Source organism: Microbacterium sp. 1.5R (assembly GCF_007667425.1).
Lineage (GTDB): Bacteria > Actinomycetota > Actinomycetes > Actinomycetales > Microbacteriaceae > Microbacterium.
Genome location: NZ_VDRC01000001.1, coordinates 1,797,699 through 1,814,178, shown reverse-complemented (window position 1 = coordinate 1,814,178; position 16,480 = coordinate 1,797,699). Strand labels below are relative to the sequence as shown.

Below are 16,480 nucleotides of genomic sequence, written 5' to 3'. Positions count from 1 at the left end.
GGGGTGCGCGGCGGTCGCAGCGCACCCCCGTGGTGGCTACTTGATCAGCGGCGCCGCCGCGGTCGCGGCATCCTTCAGCGCATCGGCCGGCGACTTCTGGCCGAGCAGTGCCGCCTGGATCTCGGGAGCGAGCACGCCCATGAGCGCACGCGAGCTGGCGTTCAGCTCACCCACCGTCGTGTCGGGCACGTACTTCTCGACTTCGCCGAGCAGCGGGTCGTCGGCGTACAGCGGCTCCGTGGTGCCGAGTGCCGAGAAGTAGCCGGCGGCCGTGAGGTACGGCTCCACGACGTCGGCGCTCGTCGCGTACTCGGCGAACTTCGCCGCGGCATCCTGCGCCTTCGAACCCTTGAGCACCGAGAGGGAGCCGACCGTGCCGTACGCCACCGACTCCTCGTCGGTGAGCGGCGCGAGAACCTTGACGTTCTCCTCGCCCCAGAACGGTGCGACCTCGGTCACGCCGTTGTTCCAGGTGCAGGCGACCTTGCCCTGGGCGATCGCGGTCTGCTCGAGCGGCACGTTCGTGGTGAGCGCCTCGGGGTCGAGCGCGCCGGCCTCGGCCAGGTCGGTGATGAAGGTCAGTGCCTCCTCGCCCGCCTTGCTGTCGAACCCGACCTCGCCGTCATCGGAGAAGACGCCGCCGCCGGCCTGCCACAGCAACGGGTAGAAGGTCAGGTTGAGGGTGTTCTCGGCCGAGGCCGGGTAGTTCAGCACGTACATGTCGGCGGCCGTGAACTTCGGCGCGATGTCGACGATGTCGTCCCATGACTCGGGGTACTCGGTGACACCGGCCGCCTCGAACGCGGCGGCGTTGCAGATGAGAGGCTGCGCGCTGGTGAGGATGGGGGCGCCGAGGATGTCTCCGCCGATCGTGACGGAGTCCTTGACGTTCGGCAGCAGGTCGTCCTGACGCTGCTCGCTGAGCAGGTCGTTGAGAGGTGCGATCGACTTCTGGTACGCCGCGAGCTGGTCCGGGATCAGGTAGACGACGTCCGGGCCCTTGCCGGCGGCGATGGCCGTCTGCAGCGCCTCGTCGCGGTTCGCCCACGGGAAGATCTCGTACGAGACATCGATCCCCTCGTTCTCCTCTTCGAAGTCGGCGATGGTGGAGTCCCAGAACTCCTTGTGGGCCGCCTCGTCGGCGATGACCGGGTACAGCCAGACGGTGATGTCCTGCTCGCCCTCCGCGGTGGGGGCTCCGCCGGACGAACATCCGGCCAACAGGGTGGCGGCCGCGATGCCTGCGGCGACGCCGGTGAACTTGCTGACGCGCATGGTGCTCCTTTGCTCATACCGTGCTGAGTACGGTTTATTATGACATCGGGTTGGGATAATTAGTCAAGTACAACTTCGCAAGCTGTTGTTACAAGCGTGTTTCCGGGAGGAAAACGCTCGAGCTTCATTTGAGAATGCGGTGTGCTATTTTGATCGCACGCCGCGACGGCGAGAAGGAGGACGCACATGGTCGTGCCGAGCCAGCTGTCGATCGTCGCCCGGTCGGCGCAGCACCTGCGTGACGCGGGCGCCGCCACCGTGAACGAGATCGCGCGGTCGCTCGAGGTCTCGCGCACCTCCGTCGAGAACGCCGTCGCCGCCCTCAGCGACTCGGGACTGATCGTCGAAGGATCCGTCGCACCGTCGTCAGGGGCAGGACGGCCCGCACGCCACTACTCCTTCCATGCGGCGGCCGGCACGGTCGTCGGCATCGACATCGGCGACGCCAGCGTGCGCGTCATCCTCGCCAACCTCGCCGGTCACGTCGTCGCGCAACGGAGCTTCCCCGGGGTGGCGACCCAGAACGACGGCGCGGCCAAGCTCGCGGCCGTGGTCGACGACGTCCGACAGACGCTCGCGGCCGCGTCGGTCCCCGCGTCGCGGGTGCGTGCGATCGGCGTCTCGCTGCCGGGACTCGTCGACGACGCCGGCCGCGTGGTGATGTCGGTCGTCATCCCCGAGTGGTCGGGCGTCGACATCGGGGCGCAGCTGCACCAGACCTTCGGATGCCCCGTCTCGGTCGACAACGGGGTGCGCCTCGCCGCGCTCGCCGAGCACCACCTCGGCGTCGCGCAGCTCGTCGACGACGTCGTCTATCTGTCGGTCGGCAACCGCATCTCGATGGGGCTCATCCTCGGCGGACGACCGCGCCGCGGCATCCACAACGCCGCCGGCGACATCGGGCGCCTCGCGTTCCGCGGGCTCAACACCGAGACCGGTCAGATCACCTGGCGCACCGCCGACTCGGCGGCCGACGTGTTCGCGCTCGCCCGCTCGGGCGACACCGACGCTCAGCAGGAGCTCGACGCCTTCATCGACGAGCTCGCCCACGGCATCGCCACCCTCGTCATGACGGTCGACCCGGCGATGATCGTGATCGGCGGCGGGCTCTCCGCCGCGCACGAACAGCTGCTCGACCCGCTCCGCGCCGCCCTACCCGGCCACCTCGGGCTCCCGTTCCAGGTGCCGATCGCCGAGGCGCGACTGGGCGCCGAGGCCGCCGCGCACGGCGCCGTCGTGCACGCGTTCCGCCGCCACGCCACCGGCATCTACGGCATCGACGACATGCCGGTGCCGCCCATCACCCCGCTGACCCTCGAGTCGGCGACCCACCCCGCAGAGGAGAAGCAGTGAGCACGCTGACGGTCGGACTCATCGGTGCAGGAGGGATCTCGCGCGTGCACGCCGACGCCTGGCGGGCCCTCGGCGCCCACGGATACGTGACCTCGCTCGACGGGGCGGAGGAGATCGCCGCCGAGTACGGCTTCGAGGTCGTCGACGACGTCGACGCGCTGATCGAACTGGTCGACCTCATCGACATCGTCACCCCCAGCAGCACGCACGCCGACTTCGCCCTGCGCGCGATCGCCCGCGGGCGCGACGTGATCTGCGAGAAGCCGCTCGCAGCGACCGCCAAGGCCGCCGCCGAGGTCGCGACCGCCGCCGCGCAGGCAGGCGTGCGACTCTTCCCCGCCCACGTGGTGCGGTACATGGCCGAGTACGCCGCGATCAAGGATGCCGTCGCCGCCGGCCGCATCGGCGAGATCGCCGTGCAGCGGTTCAGCCGCACCGGCTCCGCGCCGCAGTCGCCCTGGTTCTTCTCGGAGCGAGCGGGCGGGGGCGTCATCCGCGACCTCATGATCCACGACCTCGATCAGGCGCTGTGGTTCGCCGGCCCCGTCGACTCCGTCTACGCGGTGCAGAACCCTCCGACGGTCGACGACCGCGTGCCGGTGCCCGTGTCATCCCACGTCGTGCTCACGCACCGCAGCGGGGTGATCAGTCACGTGCACGCGAGCTGGGGGCTCCCGGGCATGCCGTTCCGCACGAGCGTCGAGGTCGCCGGATCCGAAGGGCGGCTCCGGTACGACAGCGCCGAAGACCGCACGCAGCGCACGGATGCCGTGCTCGACGACGCCGCGACCGACTACCTTCCGCCGATGTCGCCGCAGGAGAGTTCGTACTACGCCGAGATCGCCGACTTCGTCGCCGCGATCCACGAGCGCCGGGATGCGCGGGTCGATCCGGCCGACGGCATCCACGCGGTGGCCGTTGCTGAAGCCGCCATGGCGTCGATCGCGTCCGGCACGCCGGTCGCCCTCGCCGAGGTGGGGGTCGCCCGATGACCCCTCCGCTGCGCATCGCCGTGCTGTCGTTCGCCCACACGCACGCGCTCAGCTACGTGCACGCCCTGAAGGCCATGCCGGGGGTCGAGCTCATCGCGACCGACCCCGACGGCCACTCCGCCCCGGATGACGCCCCGCGCGGACCCGAGCTCGCCGCCGACCTCGGCGTCGCGTACGTCGACGGCTACGACGCCGCGTTCGCCTGGAAGCCGGATGCCGTCGTGATCGCGGCCGAGAACTCGCGGCACCGCGACCTCGTCGAACGGGCGGCTCGCGCCGGCGCGCACGTGCTGTGCGAGAAGCCGCTCGCCACGACCGTCGACGACGCGATCGCGATGCAGCGGGCGTGCGACGAGGCGGGAGTGATCCTCATGGTCGCATACCCCGTGCGGTTCTCCCCCGTCGTGCGCGACGCCCTCGCCGAGCTGCGAGCAGGGCGTCTGGGCCGCATCCTCTCCGTCACCGGGGTGAACAACGGCAGACTGCCGGGCGACCGCGCCTGGTTCACCGACCCCGAACTCGCCGGCGGCGGCGCCCTCGTCGACCACGTCGTGCACTGCGCCGACCTCCTCGACGAACTGCTCGGCGAGCGCGCGATGTCGGTCAGGGCGGTGTCGAACGGCATCCTGCACGCGCAGCGCGACCTCGCGGTGGAGACCGGCGGGCTCGTCACGATCGGCTACCCCGGCGGCGTCATCGCGACGATCGACTGCTCGTGGAGCTGGCCGATGAACTCTGCGACGTGGGGCGGGCTGACGCTGCAGGTCGTCGCGGAGCGCGGCACGGTGACGGTGAGCCCGTTTGCGAAGGGCGTCGCGGGGCACGACGCGAGCGGTGAGACCTGGACGCCGGTCGGCGCCGATCTCGACGCCCTGCTGCTCGACGAGTTCGTCGCCGCCGTGCGCGAGGGGCGGCAACCGCAGCCCGACGCCGGCGTCGGCATCCGCACCGTCGAGATCGTGAAGGCAGCACAGGCCTCCGCCGCCTCCGGCGGGCAGGTCGTGACGCTGGACTGATCGCGCCCCGGCCCGGCCTCCCGAGACCCCGCGTTGTCGCCGAGACCCCGCACTGTGGACGTCCGCATCCCGGGGTCTCGGCACCAACCCGGGGTCTCGGCACCAACCCGGGGTCTCGGCGCAAGAGAGGCGCGTGAACGTCTTCGAGCCGAGGGGAGTAACATGGCTCGCCGGACGCGCTCGCGTCCGACCCCCGAGGAGTCCGAAAGGCGGTGATGGCGATGTCCGGTGATAGTTACGACGCCGCCACCGCTGCGTCGCGACTCCCTGCGCTCTCGCGTTGAGCATCCGCTCCGCGTTCGCGCACGTCCTTCCGCAGCGTCGGCGGCGTCATCCAGCCCCCGACTGAACTGCGCGTCGCCTGCCGCGACGCGCGCCTGCGAGAACGGAGCCGCATCATGGCGCTCATCGACAACGGCGTGTACGTCCACGGACGTCGCGTGGAGACCCTGCACCACCTCGACGACACATCGCGCACCCTCGGCGCGCTCGGCGGCATCGCCTGGATCGGGCTCTACCGCCCGAGCCCGCAGGAGGTCGAGTCGGTCGCCCGAGAGTTCGACCTGCACCCGCTCGCGGTCGAGGATGCACTCTCGGGGCACCAGCGTTCGAAGGTCGAGCGCTACGGCGACACCCTGTTCGCGGTGCTGCGGCCCGCCCGGTACCGCGACAAGGAGGAGTCGATCGAGTTCGGCGAGCTGCACCTCTTCATCGGACCCGACTTCGTCGTCACCATCCGGCACGCCGAGTCCCCGAACCTCGCAGCCGTGCGTCGGCGCATGGAGGCCAACCCCGAGCTGCTCGCGATGGGACCGGAGGCCGTGCTCTACGCGATCCTCGACGAGGTCGTCGACGAGTACGAGCCGATCGTCGCCGGACTCGAGAACGACATCGACGAGATCGAGGACCAGCTGTTCGGCGACAGCGATGACGACGCCCTCTCCCGCCGCATCTACGAGCTCTCGCGCGAGGTCATCGGCTTCCAGCGCGCCGTGCACCCGCTGGCCGGGATGCTGCAGTGGCTGCGTCGAGGCTCCGACAAGTACCGCATCGACGAGGAGCTGCAGCGGTCGCTGCGCGACGTTCTCGACCACGTCATCCGCGTGCAGGAGAAGGTCGACTCGTTCCGGGCGATCCTCGAGAACGCGTTGACCGTGCAGTCGGCGCTCGTCGCCCGACGCCAGTCGGAGGCGGGGCTCGCGCAGAACGACGAGATCAAGAAGATCTCGTCGTAGGCGGCGATCATCTTCGCCCCGACTCTCGTCGGCACCGTCTACGGCATGAACTTCGAAGGGATGCCGGAACTGCAGTGGACCTTCGGATACCCGATGGCGATCGGCGCGATGGCGGCCTTCGCGGTCGGGCTGTACGGCGTGTTCAAGTACAAGCGCTGGCTCTGAGGAGCCCTGCTCTCCGCCCATCCCCCTGTGCGGCGCCCCGAGCGGCGCCCGTGCGTCCCCCTGAACATCGCACCCGGGCGCCCGGGCGGCGGCGGAGTATCGCTTGGAACTCGCTAGTAGGGTCGGACCGTGACCTCCGCAGCATCCGACCTCGCCCGTCTCGCCGCGCTGCTCGCCGGCACCCAACCGCTCAACTGGGTGATCACGGGCGACTCGATCACACACGGGCTCGTGCACACGCAGGGCGGACGCAGCTACGCCGAGCACCTGCACGAACTGATCCGCGGTGAGCTGGAGCGCACCCGCGACATCGTCGTCAACTCGGCGATCAGCGGGCACCGGGTGCCCGACATCCTCGGAGACTTCGACCGCCGCGTCTCGTCTTGGCGGCCGCACATCGTGACGCTCATGATCGGCACCAACGACGTGTCCACGCTGCCTGGTAACCCGCGCGTCGACGCCGCGGAATTCCGCGCATCGCTCGGCGATTTCGTGGCGCGGGTGCGTGAGATCGACGCGATCCCCGTGCTGCAGACGCCCCCGGCGATCGACATCCCGAACGCTCCCGGACGCGAACGGATCGCGGAGTTCTCGGATGCCGTGCGCGATGCCGCCACCGAAGACGGCGTGATCCTCGTCGATCAGTACGCGCGCTTCATCGAGCTCGGCGGCGGCGGGGTGCCGTGGGGCCTCATGAACGACCCCTTCCACCCGGGCGCCGCAGGGCACGCGGCCCTCGCCCTCGAGCTCGCCGCCGCCCTCCGCATCCGCCCCGCCGCATCGCGCACGCTGCCGCTGCTCGAGGCGCAGGTCGCCGCCGCGCGCCTCGCCTGACGCGCAGCGCACAGCGCCCCCGCCGGCACGCCGCGCCGCCGACCCGTCGCGCCCGCCCTCCGGACGCAAGGACGACTTCGCTCCGCGCTCCCGTCGCAGTCCACGCCGCCCACGTGCGGTCGCTCCGCGCTCCCGTCGCAGTTCGAACCGCCCACCCGCGCTCGCTCCGCTCCCGTCGCAGTTCATGCCGCCCACGCGCGTCGCTCCGCGCTCCCGTCGCAGTTCGTACCGCCGCTCGCCGCTCCCGACGGCACGAAGTGCGACCGGAATCACTCCGCCACATCGTCCAGTATTCAGTCTTGCTAAGTACCGGTACTCAGTGTTACTTTGTACCGGTACCCAGCATCACTGAGTACCGCAATGGAAAGGGGCAGCCGATGGGCAAGCAGATGACCGAGATGCTCAAGGGCACTCTCGAGGGCATCGTCCTGGCCCTGCTCGCCGAGCAGCCGGCCTACGGATACGAGATCACCGCACGACTGCGCGATCACGGGTTCACCGACATCGCGGAGGGCACGATCTACGCGCTCCTCGTGCGCGTCGAGCAGAAGAAGCTCGTCGACGTCGAGAAGGTGCCGAGCGAGAAGGGGCCGCCCCGCAAGGTGTACTCCCTCAACCTCGCGGGCAGACAGGAGCTCGAGGAGTTCTGGTCCACCTGGCGCTTCCTCGCGCAACGCATCGACCAGCTGAACAGCACCACCACGAACAGCACGACCACCCCCGACAAGGAGAACTGACATGGCCGCCAAGTGGCTCGAATTCATCACCGGATCGCTCGAGCAGAAGAAGCAGTACCGCGATGCGAAGAAGCGCATCGACGCCCTGCCCGAGCCCTACCGCACCGTCGCCAACGCCCAGCACCGCTACACGATGTACTACGGCGGGATCACCGATGGCGACACCCTCGTGCGGATCTTCCTCGACCTCGCCGACCTCTGGGAACGCGCAGCGGTCGACGGAACCCCCATCGCAGACATCGTCGGCGATGACCCCGTCGAATACGCCGAGAGCTACGCCGAGGCGTACGGCGGATCGCAGTGGGTAGACAAGGAACGCGCGCGTCTCGTCGAGGCCGTCGACGACGCCAAGAAGAAGGAGAGTCGATCATGACCGCACCCGCCATCGCGGTCCGCGGCATCGAGAAGTCCTACCGCGACCTGCACGTGCTGCGCGGGGCCTCGTTCGACGTCGAGCGGGGGTCGATCTTCGCCCTCCTCGGCTCGAACGGCGCCGGCAAGACCACGATGGTGCGCATCCTGTCCACGCTGCTGCGAGCGGATGCCGGCACCGCCACCGTCCTGGGATCCGACGTCGCCGCCGACCCGCTGCGGGTGCGCGAGTCCATCAGCCTCACCGGGCAGTTCGCCGCCGTCGACGAGATCCTCACCGGACGCGAGAACCTCGCCCTCGTCGCGAAGCTCCGACACCTGCCGCGCCCGGCCGAGGTCGCCGACGAGCTGCTGGCCACGTTCCGCCTGACGGATGCCGGAGGCCGCAAGGTCGGCACCTATTCCGGCGGTATGCGGCGGCGCCTCGACATCGCGATGAGCCTCGTCGGCGACCCCGAGGTCATCTACCTCGACGAGCCGACCACCGGTCTCGACCCGGAGGCGCGCATCGAGGTGTGGGAGGTCGTGAAGCGGCTCGCCGACTCCGGCACGACCGTGCTGCTCACGACGCAGTACCTCGACGAGGCCGAGCACCTCGCCGACCGCATCGGCATCCTGCACGAGGGCCGCATCATCGCGAACGGCACGCTCGCCGAGCTCAAGGCCCTGCTGCCTCCGGCCACGGTCGAGTACGTCGAGAAGCAGCCCACCCTCGAGGAGATCTTCCTCACCCTCATCGGACCATCCGGTTCGACCGAGCGAGCAGAGCGAGACGAGACGAAAGGAAAGGCAGCATGACCACGCACTTCGCCGCCGACACGGCGACTCTCACCGGCCGCTCGATGCGGCACATCTTCCGCAGCCCCGACACCATCATCACCACGGCGGTCACCCCGATCGCGCTGATGCTGCTGTTCGTGTACGTCTTCGGAGGGGCGCTCCGCACGAGCACCGGCTCCGAGAACTACGTGAACTACCTGCTCCCCGGCATCCTGCTGATCGCGATCGCATCGGGCATCGCCTACACCGCGTTCCGCCTGTTCACCGACATGCAGAGCGGCATCTTCGAGCGCTTCCACTCCATGCCGATCGCGCGGTCGAGCGTCCTGTGGGCGCACGTGCTGACGTCGCTCACCGCGAACGCCATCACGCTCGCGATCATCTTCGGGGTCGGGTTCGCGATGGGATTCCGCACCGGGGCGGGCGTGCTCGCGTGGCTCGCAGCGATCGGCATCCTGCTGCTGTTCACCCTCGCTCTCACGTGGCTCGCGATCATCGCCGGGCTCAGCGCCAAGACGGTCGACGGAGCGAGCGCGTTCTCGTACCCGCTGATCTTCCTGCCGTTCATCAGCTCCGCGTTCGTGCCCACCGACACGATGCCGGGACCCGTTCGCTGGTTCGCCGAGAACCAGCCGGTGACGTCGATCGTGAACACGATCCAGGCGCTGTTCGCCGAGCAGCCCGTCGGGAACGACATCTGGGTCGCACTCGCCTGGTGCATCGGCATCCTCGTCGTGGCGTACGTGCTCGCGATCGTGACCTACCGGAAGAAGATCTCTTGACCTCGCCGTGCCCCGCTCTTCGGCTGGCACCTCGTGTCGGAATTCTTGAGGAATTGCGACGGGAGGTGCCAACCGAGCTGCGCGCACGCGCCTTCGATATGGCACCTCGTGTCGGAATTCCTGAGGAATTGCGACAGCAGGTGCCAACTCAGCGGAGAGGATGCCGCGCCGCGATTCAGCAGAGCGGATGCCGCGGCCTCACCGCAGTCCGAGCGGGCCGAGCACCACGCGCTGACGCGTGCGCACCCACCGCACCCCGAGCGCCCGCCGCTCCGAGCGGGTCGCGAAGCGGTACCGGTACGACACCGCTCGGACCCACCGCGGGCGCTCGCCGTCGAACGGGTCGGAGCGCAGCAGCGCGAGCGTCGGCGCGTCCGCGTCCAGGAGCCGCCGCAGGAACACCGTGAACCAGTCGTCGAGCGAGCGCCCGAGCGGCAGGAACCACATCAGCCAGTCCAGCCGCAGGTGGTAGGGCGCGAACTGACCCGGCACGCGCCGCACGTCGCCGGGCTTGCCCTTGAACTCGTACTCGCGCCACAGCAGCGCGTCATCTGCCGCCCCCTCGACGACCAGCTCGACGCGCTCCTTCGTCACCGTGCCGAACGCGCCGTACGCGTTGGCGATCTGCCAGCGGTTGAAGCCCGCGTTCATCAGCTGTCGCCGCGCGAAGAGGTTGCGCAACGCAGGCCAGCTCAGCGCGATCACCAGCAGACCGACGGCCGACGTGAGCACGAACCAGTACAGCGGGATGCCGGGCCACGGCGCCCCGGCATCCGTCCGCTCCGAGGGCGATCCGACACCCGGCAGCCCGACCGCCGAGAACGCGACCACGATCGTCACCCAGTTCAGCCACGCGAAGTTGCCGGTCGCGACGAGCCACAGCTGCGTCGCGATCATGATCAGCGCGCCGATCGTCCCGATGATCTGCGGCACGGGCCCCGGCACCCAGATCGACAGCAGCGGCGCGAACACGAAGAACGGCACGACGAGCTGGGCGATGTGGTTTCCGACGACCTCCGCCCGGTGGAACCACCGCGGCAGCAGATGCGCCTGACGGCTGAGGGGTCCCGGCATCGGCTGCGTCTCGTGGTGGTACATGAGCGCGGTGAGGTCACGCCATTCGCGACCACCGCGGATCTTGATCATGCCCGCACCGAACTCGACCCGGAACAGCAGCCACCAGAACAGCACGATCACGACCGTCGACGGCGGCTGCTCGTTCGAACCGAGGAACGCCGCGAGGAACCCGGCCTCGAGCAGCAGCATCTCCCACCCGAACGAGTAGAACGTCTGCCCGATGCTCACGACCGACATGTAGCCCAGCCACAGGGCGAGGAACGCGATCATCGGTACCCATGGCGGCGCGAGCTGCGGGATGCCGAGCACCAGCACCGCCGCCACGATGATGCCACACCAGCACAGCGCTGCGAGGCGTCGATCGGTGTACCGCATGCGCAGGAAGAGGGTGGGATGCAGCATCCGCCGCCGTGACGGCTTGTCGCCGACCCAGTCGAGCAGCACGGGGGCGGGCAGCAGGCCGTTCTCGCCGAGCAGCGGCCGGAATTGGTTCAGCGTCGAGACGAACGCCACGAGGTAGAGCGCCGCGATGCCGCGCTGCAGCACCTCGCGCGCGAACCCGAAGTCGACCGCCGCGAACCCGTCCATGGGGTCAGGCTACGTCTCAGGGACCGGAGCTCGCGCGGCGACCGGCGGCGAACACACCGATGGGCGGAGGATCCACACGGGTTCCTCCGCCCATCGGCGAGAATTCCGCCCGACGCTTCAGGCGAGACAGGTCAGATCAGCTGACCACCCAGTCGAACTCCGAGCCGTGCTCCTCGAGCCATGCGTCGACGGCATCCGCCTCGTTGCCCTCGCCGTACTCGTTCACGACGAGGTCCTCGAGCGAGCCGTACTGCTCGTCGTCGAGCTTGATCTTCTCGATCAGCTCTGCGGCCTCGGGGAACTCCTCCGCGAAGCCCTTCGTGCCGAGGAAGTGCAGCGCCTCGGCCTCTCCCATGGCGCCCTTGGGGTCTTCGAGGTCCTTGATGGGGAAGGCGTCGTTGGCCCAGAACGGACGCCACAGCGTCACGACGATGTCCTTCTGCGCGTCGGTCGCCGACTTCAGCTCGGTGAGCATCGCCGCGGTCGACGAGGTGACGAGCTCGTACTCGCCGTCGAGGCCGTAGTCGGGCATCATCTTCTGCGTCTGCGCCGTCAGGCCGGCGCCCGGCTCGATGCCGTAGATCTTGCCGTCGAGATCCGCGCCCTTGCCGGCGAGGTCTTCGATCGAGTTCAGCTCGGAGTACTCGGGCACGGCGATCGTGAGCTTGGCGTTGTCGTAGTACGCGCCGAGGTCTTCGATGTCGTCGCCGTACGTCTTCATGTACTCGGCGTGGGTGAGCTCGGGCCAGGCCGACGGGTAGATGTCGACGTCGCCCTGGGCGAGACCGGTGTACAGCGGGCCCGCCTCGGTCAGCGTCTTCATCTCGACGGTGTAGCCGATCTTCTCGAGCTGGTCCTGCAGCAGGTAGGCCGTGCTGAGCCCGTCGGTCCAAGACGGCAGGAATCCGAGGGTGATGGTGCCCTTGTCGCCCGAGCCCGCGTCGCCGCTGCCGGAACCGCCGCCGGTGCCGCCCATGCCGTCGCCGCTGCAGCCCGCGAGGGCCAGGGTGGCGGCGGCGCCGAGGGCGGTGATGGTCAGGAACTTCTTCTTCATGTGTGACTCACTCTCGTTACGTATGGGTGCTGTGCTGTGTTGCGGGAAGGAAAGCTCGGGTCAGCCGATGCCGCCGGTCGGGGCGCGGCGCGGCGAAGCCTTCATGCGCTCCGCCTCGCTCGATGCATCCTTCGAGTCGGATGCCGCGGTCTCTCGGGCCATCGACGCGGCCGTCTCGTCGAGACGGCGACGGTCACGCCGGCGCGACAGGATGCCGAGCAGCGAGCCGCGGTTCTCGGCCGGCGCGCCCAGGGCGGCCGTCACGCGGTCGAGGAAGACGGCGATGAGCACGACTCCGAGACCTGCCTCGACGCCCTTGGCGATGTTGATGGTCGAGATCGCCTCGACGACGATCTTGCCCAGCCCGTCGGCGCCCGCCATGCCGGCGATGACGGCCATCGACAGCGCAAGCATGATGACCTGGTTCACGCCGGCGAGGATGGTCGGCATCGCGAGCGGGAGCTGGATGCCGCGCAGGATCTGCCCCGGCTTCGCGCCGAAGGCCTGTCCGGCCTCGACCGTCTCGGAGTCGACGCCGCGGATGCCGAGCTCGGTGAGCCGGACCCCGGGGGGCAGAGCGAAGATCACGGTCGCGACGAGTCCGGGGACGACGCCGATGCTGAAGAACACGATCGCCGGGATCAGGTACACGAACGCCGGCATCGTCTGCATGAAGTCGAGCACCGGCTTGAGCACGGCGCGCACGGTGGCATTGCGGGCCGACCAGATGCCGAGCGGCACGGCGATCAGCACCGCGATCACGGCGGCGACGAGCACGAGTGCGAGCGTCTGCATCGCGGGGACCCACAGGTTCATGGCCACGATCAGGAGGAACGACACGACGGTGCCGATCGCGAGCTGCCAGGAGCGCACCAGCCAGGCCAGCAGGGCCGCGATCACGATGATCACGGCGAAGTGCGGGCTGAGCAGCGCTCGGGTGAGGCCGTCCACGAGGAAGCTCACCACGAACGAGATCACGTCGAGCAGGCCGTCGAGGTTGGTCTTGATCCAGTCGACGCCGGATGCGACCCAGGTCCCGAGGGGAATGCGGAAGCCGTCCATCAGCGCACCTCCTCTGCGGTGGCGACCGCCGGGTCGGCGGTCCAGCCGTCGTCGAGCACGGCGTCGATCTCGGCCTGGGGCATGGGCGTGAGTGGCAGCGTCAGCTCACCGGTCGCACCGGGCCCCGGGCCGAGCGCGGCGAGCAGCGTGATGCGGGGGATGACCCCGACCAGACGGGTCTGCGCGTCGACGACGGCGAGCGGCAGCGGCGACTCGACCGAGGGGATGAAAAGGTTCATGAGCACCTCGTCCGCGCTGACGCTCTGCGGCACTGGTTTGATGATCGATTCGAGGGTCGTGACGCCGCGGCGCACCAGCTTCACGGCATCCCGATCGGTGACGATGCCCAGCAGCTTGCGGTCGCGGCCGGTGACGTAGGTCGCCGACATGAACGCGTCGCGCATCTGGCGGAGGGCGGTGCGGGGGCCGGCCGTCTCGGCGACCACGGGACGCGGGCGCTCCATGACGTTTCCGGCGGTGAGCACGCGGGCACGATCGACGTCCTGCACGAACTGCTCGACGTAGTCGTTGGCGGGGTCGGTGAGGATGTCTTCGGGCGTGCCGATCTGCACGATGCGACCGTCGCGCATCACCGCGATGCGGTCGCCGAGGAACATGGCCTCATTGAGGTCGTGGGTGATGAACACGATGGTCTTCTGCAGCTTCTCCTGCAGTTCGAGCAGCTGTTCCTGCATCTCGCGGCGGATCAGGGGATCCAGCGCGCTGAACGCCTCGTCCATGAGCAGGATGTCGGAGTCGGCGGCGAGCGCTCGGGCGATGCCGACACGCTGCTGCATGCCACCGGAGAGCTCGGAGGGGAGCTTGTCGGCCTGACCTTCGAGGCCGACGAGACCGAGGATCTCCTCGGCCTTCGCGCGGCGCTCGGCCTTGCCGACGCCCTTCAGCTCGAGCGGGTAGGCGACGTTCGCAGCCACCGTGCGGTGCGGCAGCAGGGCGAAGTGCTGGAACACCATCGAGACGCGGTCGCGACGGATCTCGCGCAGGTTCGATCCGGGGATGCCGGTGATCGGATCCCCGCCGATGAGGACGGATCCGTCGCTCGCCTCGTGGAGGCCGTTCAGCATGCGGATGATGGTGGACTTGCCGGAGCCCGAGAGCCCCATGATGACGAAGATCTCGCCACGGTTCACGGTGAAGCTGGCGTCGATGACGGCGGCTGTCCCGTTGTCGGCGATGTCGGTGCGGCTTTCACCGGCTTTCAGGCGTCGCACCGCCTGGTTCGGATTCTTCCCGAACACCTTGTAGAGATTGCGCGCTTCAAGAGCGATTTCGGACACGTTTCCCCCGCGGCTCGCCTTCGGGTGGCAAAGCCTGCTTCGGTTACGCCCGGGTGACACTCCCGGCCGTTTCGACATGGTGCTGTGGCGGCGCGGACGGAGGATTTCGGATCCCCCGCGATAGAGCATCGACCGTACGCCCACGCCTCTTCGCAGCACAGCACATTCGAAAGAAGGACGTGGTCGCGGACTGGTCTTCGGGCCGTCAGGCCCACAGACCAACGTAACGAAATGGCCGGTCAGCGCCAAATCCACATTCGCTAGCCGGTCTGACTTTCGCGGCCTGACCGGGGGATTGCGCGGCTTTCGGACACGGGCGCGCGAGCGCCGTCTCGGGCGTTTCCTCTCCCGGTCGACCCTGTACGACACCGCCCATCCTGCGTGCTCGCGGCGGCGGCATCCGGGCGTTCGGACGCGAATGCACCGGGTCGCGACGGGGGCTGTCAGCGACGGATGCTGCGCGTCACCGTGAACTTCGAAGTGCGGTGCAGCTGCTCCGTCGGCCCGACCAGTCGGGTCAGTTCGGCGCGGTACGCCAGGGAGGAGTTGAACACCGTGAGGAGCGCCCCCTCGGGCCGGAGGATGCGCGCGGCGGCCTCGAACAGCCGCGTCGCCGCGCCCGTGTGGACGCTCGTGCCGAGGTGGAACGGCGGATTCAGGAGCACGACGTCGGCGATCCCGGCGGGGAGCGCGGATGCCGCGTCGTCATGCATGACCTCGACCCGGTCGGCCACCCCGTTCGCAGCGGCGGTGGCTCGCGCTGAGGCGACCGCCGCCGCGGAGCGATCCGTCGCGATGACGCGGGCCTCGGGGTGCGCGATGGCGTAGGAGACTGCGAGCGCGCCGGTGCCGCAGCCGAGGTCGACGACGACATGGTTCACAGCTCCGCCGGGGGCAGATGTCGCGGCCGAAGTCTGCGCGTCGGACGCCGGCGCGCTCCGATCCGAGAGGAGTTGGGAACGGCGGACGCCGAGCACCTCGAGCAGCACCCGCGTCCCGATGTCGAGCTTCGCGCCCGCGAAGGCGCCGCCATGCGCGACCAGCGTGAGGCCGTCGTGCTGCTGCGCAACGGGGAACGGCGGCGGGTCCGCGGCATCCCGCGGTTCCGAGGCGACGATCAGCCGGGACTTCCGCGCGGCTCGCTGTGCCTGCACGACCGCGAAGCTGCGGGCGAGCGCGTCGTTCTGCGCGAGGGTCATGTGTTTGACGCGACCGCCCGCGACGAGCACCACGTCGGGTGCCGCCCACCGCGCCACCGCGTCGGCGGTCTCCTCGAGTTCGGCGAGCGACTTCGGCAGCTGCAGCAGCACGAGTCGCGCGCCGGAGAGGAGCGAGGCGTCGAGTTCGCGCGGTTCGTAGCCGGTGAGCCCGAGCTCGGCGGCGTTGAGGTCGAGTGCACGTCGGCCGGTCGCGAGGTCCTGGTGCACGCGGATCCCGGCGAGTCCGGCGGCCGTGAGCGCCAGGGTGATCGCGCCGTACTCGTCGCCGATCACCGCGATCTCGCCACCCGGCACCCCGGCGGCGAGCGCCCGCTCGACGAGCAGCAGGTCGGTCGCGTCGTACGGCTGCAGGTTCTCGGCCTCGACGTCGGGCCGTCGACGCAGGCGGCTGTAGGGGAACTCCACCTCCCCAGCCTAAGAGGGAGGTTCAGCGGAGGGCACCGCGTTTCGTCTCGCTTCGCTCGCTCAACGACCCGAGGCAACCCCGCAGGTCGTTGAGCGAGGAGCGCAGCGACGAGACGAAACGCGGCCTCCGCTGCAGAACGCCGCCCCGCACCTCTTGCGAGGGAAACACGATCGTCACACAATGGTCATCTAATGGATCACATTGATCTATTAAATGGATCACGACGACGTACCG

14 protein-coding genes and 1 pseudogene are annotated in these 16,480 nt (G+C 69.3%); 9 read left to right on the top strand and 6 right to left on the bottom strand.

Features of this window, described 5'->3' with window-relative positions:
• Nucleotides 1-36 precede the first annotated feature (36 nt).
• Entirely contained in the window at nt 37-1,275 is a 1,239-nt protein-coding gene (locus tag FSY98_RS08725; protein WP_144875803.1) for an ABC transporter substrate-binding protein, read from the bottom strand.
• 186 nt (nt 1,276-1,461) lie between these two features.
• Between FSY98_RS08725 and FSY98_RS08720 the strand changes: the two genes are divergently transcribed.
• The 9 genes and pseudogenes from FSY98_RS08720 to FSY98_RS08680 all read left to right on the top strand — a co-directional run bounded on the left by FSY98_RS08720 (nt 1,462) and on the right by FSY98_RS08680 (nt 9,541).
• On the top strand, nt 1,462-2,628 hold the full coding sequence (locus FSY98_RS08720; RefSeq protein WP_144875801.1) for an ROK family transcriptional regulator: 1,167 nt from the start codon (nt 1,462-1,464) through the stop codon (nt 2,626-2,628).
• Nucleotides 2,625-3,620, top strand: a complete 996-nt coding sequence (locus tag FSY98_RS08715; protein WP_144875799.1) for a Gfo/Idh/MocA family protein — start codon at nt 2,625-2,627, stop codon at nt 3,618-3,620. The genes FSY98_RS08720 and FSY98_RS08715 overlap by 4 nt, the downstream gene beginning before the upstream one ends.
• Nucleotides 3,617-4,636, top strand: coding sequence for a Gfo/Idh/MocA family protein (locus FSY98_RS08710; protein ID WP_144875797.1), 1,020 nt, complete (start codon nt 3,617-3,619; stop codon nt 4,634-4,636). Before FSY98_RS08715 ends, FSY98_RS08710 begins: the two co-directional genes overlap by 4 nt.
• A gap of 398 nt (nt 4,637-5,034) precedes the next feature.
• Nucleotides 5,035-6,036, top strand: a pseudogene (locus tag FSY98_RS08705) (magnesium and cobalt transport protein CorA).
• 129 nt (nt 6,037-6,165) lie between these two features.
• Entirely contained in the window at nt 6,166-6,870 is a 705-nt protein-coding gene (locus FSY98_RS08700) for an SGNH/GDSL hydrolase family protein (protein ID WP_144875795.1), read from the top strand.
• A 377-nt stretch (nt 6,871-7,247) separates the two neighbouring features.
• Entirely contained in the window at nt 7,248-7,607 is a 360-nt protein-coding gene (locus FSY98_RS08695) for a PadR family transcriptional regulator (protein WP_144875793.1), read from the top strand.
• A 1-nt stretch (nt 7,608) separates the two neighbouring features.
• On the top strand, nt 7,609-7,980 hold the full coding sequence (locus tag FSY98_RS08690) for a DUF1048 domain-containing protein (RefSeq protein WP_144875791.1): 372 nt from the start codon (nt 7,609-7,611) through the stop codon (nt 7,978-7,980).
• On the top strand, nt 7,977-8,777 hold the full coding sequence (locus FSY98_RS08685; protein ID WP_144875789.1) for an ABC transporter ATP-binding protein: 801 nt from the start codon (nt 7,977-7,979) through the stop codon (nt 8,775-8,777). Before FSY98_RS08690 ends, FSY98_RS08685 begins: the two co-directional genes overlap by 4 nt.
• Entirely contained in the window at nt 8,774-9,541 is a 768-nt protein-coding gene (locus FSY98_RS08680) for an ABC transporter permease (RefSeq protein ID WP_144875787.1), read from the top strand. Before FSY98_RS08685 ends, FSY98_RS08680 begins: the two co-directional genes overlap by 4 nt.
• A gap of 198 nt (nt 9,542-9,739) precedes the next feature.
• Here FSY98_RS08680 and FSY98_RS08675 read toward each other — a convergent pair whose 3' ends face one another.
• The 5 genes from FSY98_RS08675 to FSY98_RS08655 form a co-directional block, all read right to left on the bottom strand.
• Entirely contained in the window at nt 9,740-11,206 is a 1,467-nt protein-coding gene (locus tag FSY98_RS08675; protein ID WP_144875785.1) for a lipase maturation factor family protein, read from the bottom strand.
• Between the two features lie 136 nt (nt 11,207-11,342).
• Nucleotides 11,343-12,260 carry a glycine betaine ABC transporter substrate-binding protein gene (locus tag FSY98_RS08670; protein WP_144875783.1) on the bottom strand — a complete coding sequence of 306 codons (918 nt, stop codon included), beginning with the start codon at nt 12,258-12,260 and terminating at the stop codon, nt 11,343-11,345.
• Between the two features lie 60 nt (nt 12,261-12,320).
• Nucleotides 12,321-13,322, bottom strand: coding sequence for a proline/glycine betaine ABC transporter permease (locus tag FSY98_RS08665; RefSeq protein WP_144875781.1), 1,002 nt, complete (start codon nt 13,320-13,322; stop codon nt 12,321-12,323).
• Nucleotides 13,322-14,620 carry a glycine betaine/L-proline ABC transporter ATP-binding protein gene (locus tag FSY98_RS08660; RefSeq protein WP_144875779.1) on the bottom strand — a complete coding sequence of 433 codons (1,299 nt, stop codon included), beginning with the start codon at nt 14,618-14,620 and terminating at the stop codon, nt 13,322-13,324. Before FSY98_RS08660 ends, FSY98_RS08665 begins: the two co-directional genes overlap by 1 nt.
• Before the next feature lie 443 nt (nt 14,621-15,063).
• Nucleotides 15,064-16,245: a class I SAM-dependent methyltransferase gene (locus FSY98_RS08655; RefSeq protein WP_144875778.1), complete on the bottom strand. Its 1,182-nt coding sequence runs from the start codon at nt 16,243-16,245 to the stop codon at nt 15,064-15,066.
• Between the last annotated feature and the right edge of the window lie 235 nt (nt 16,246-16,480).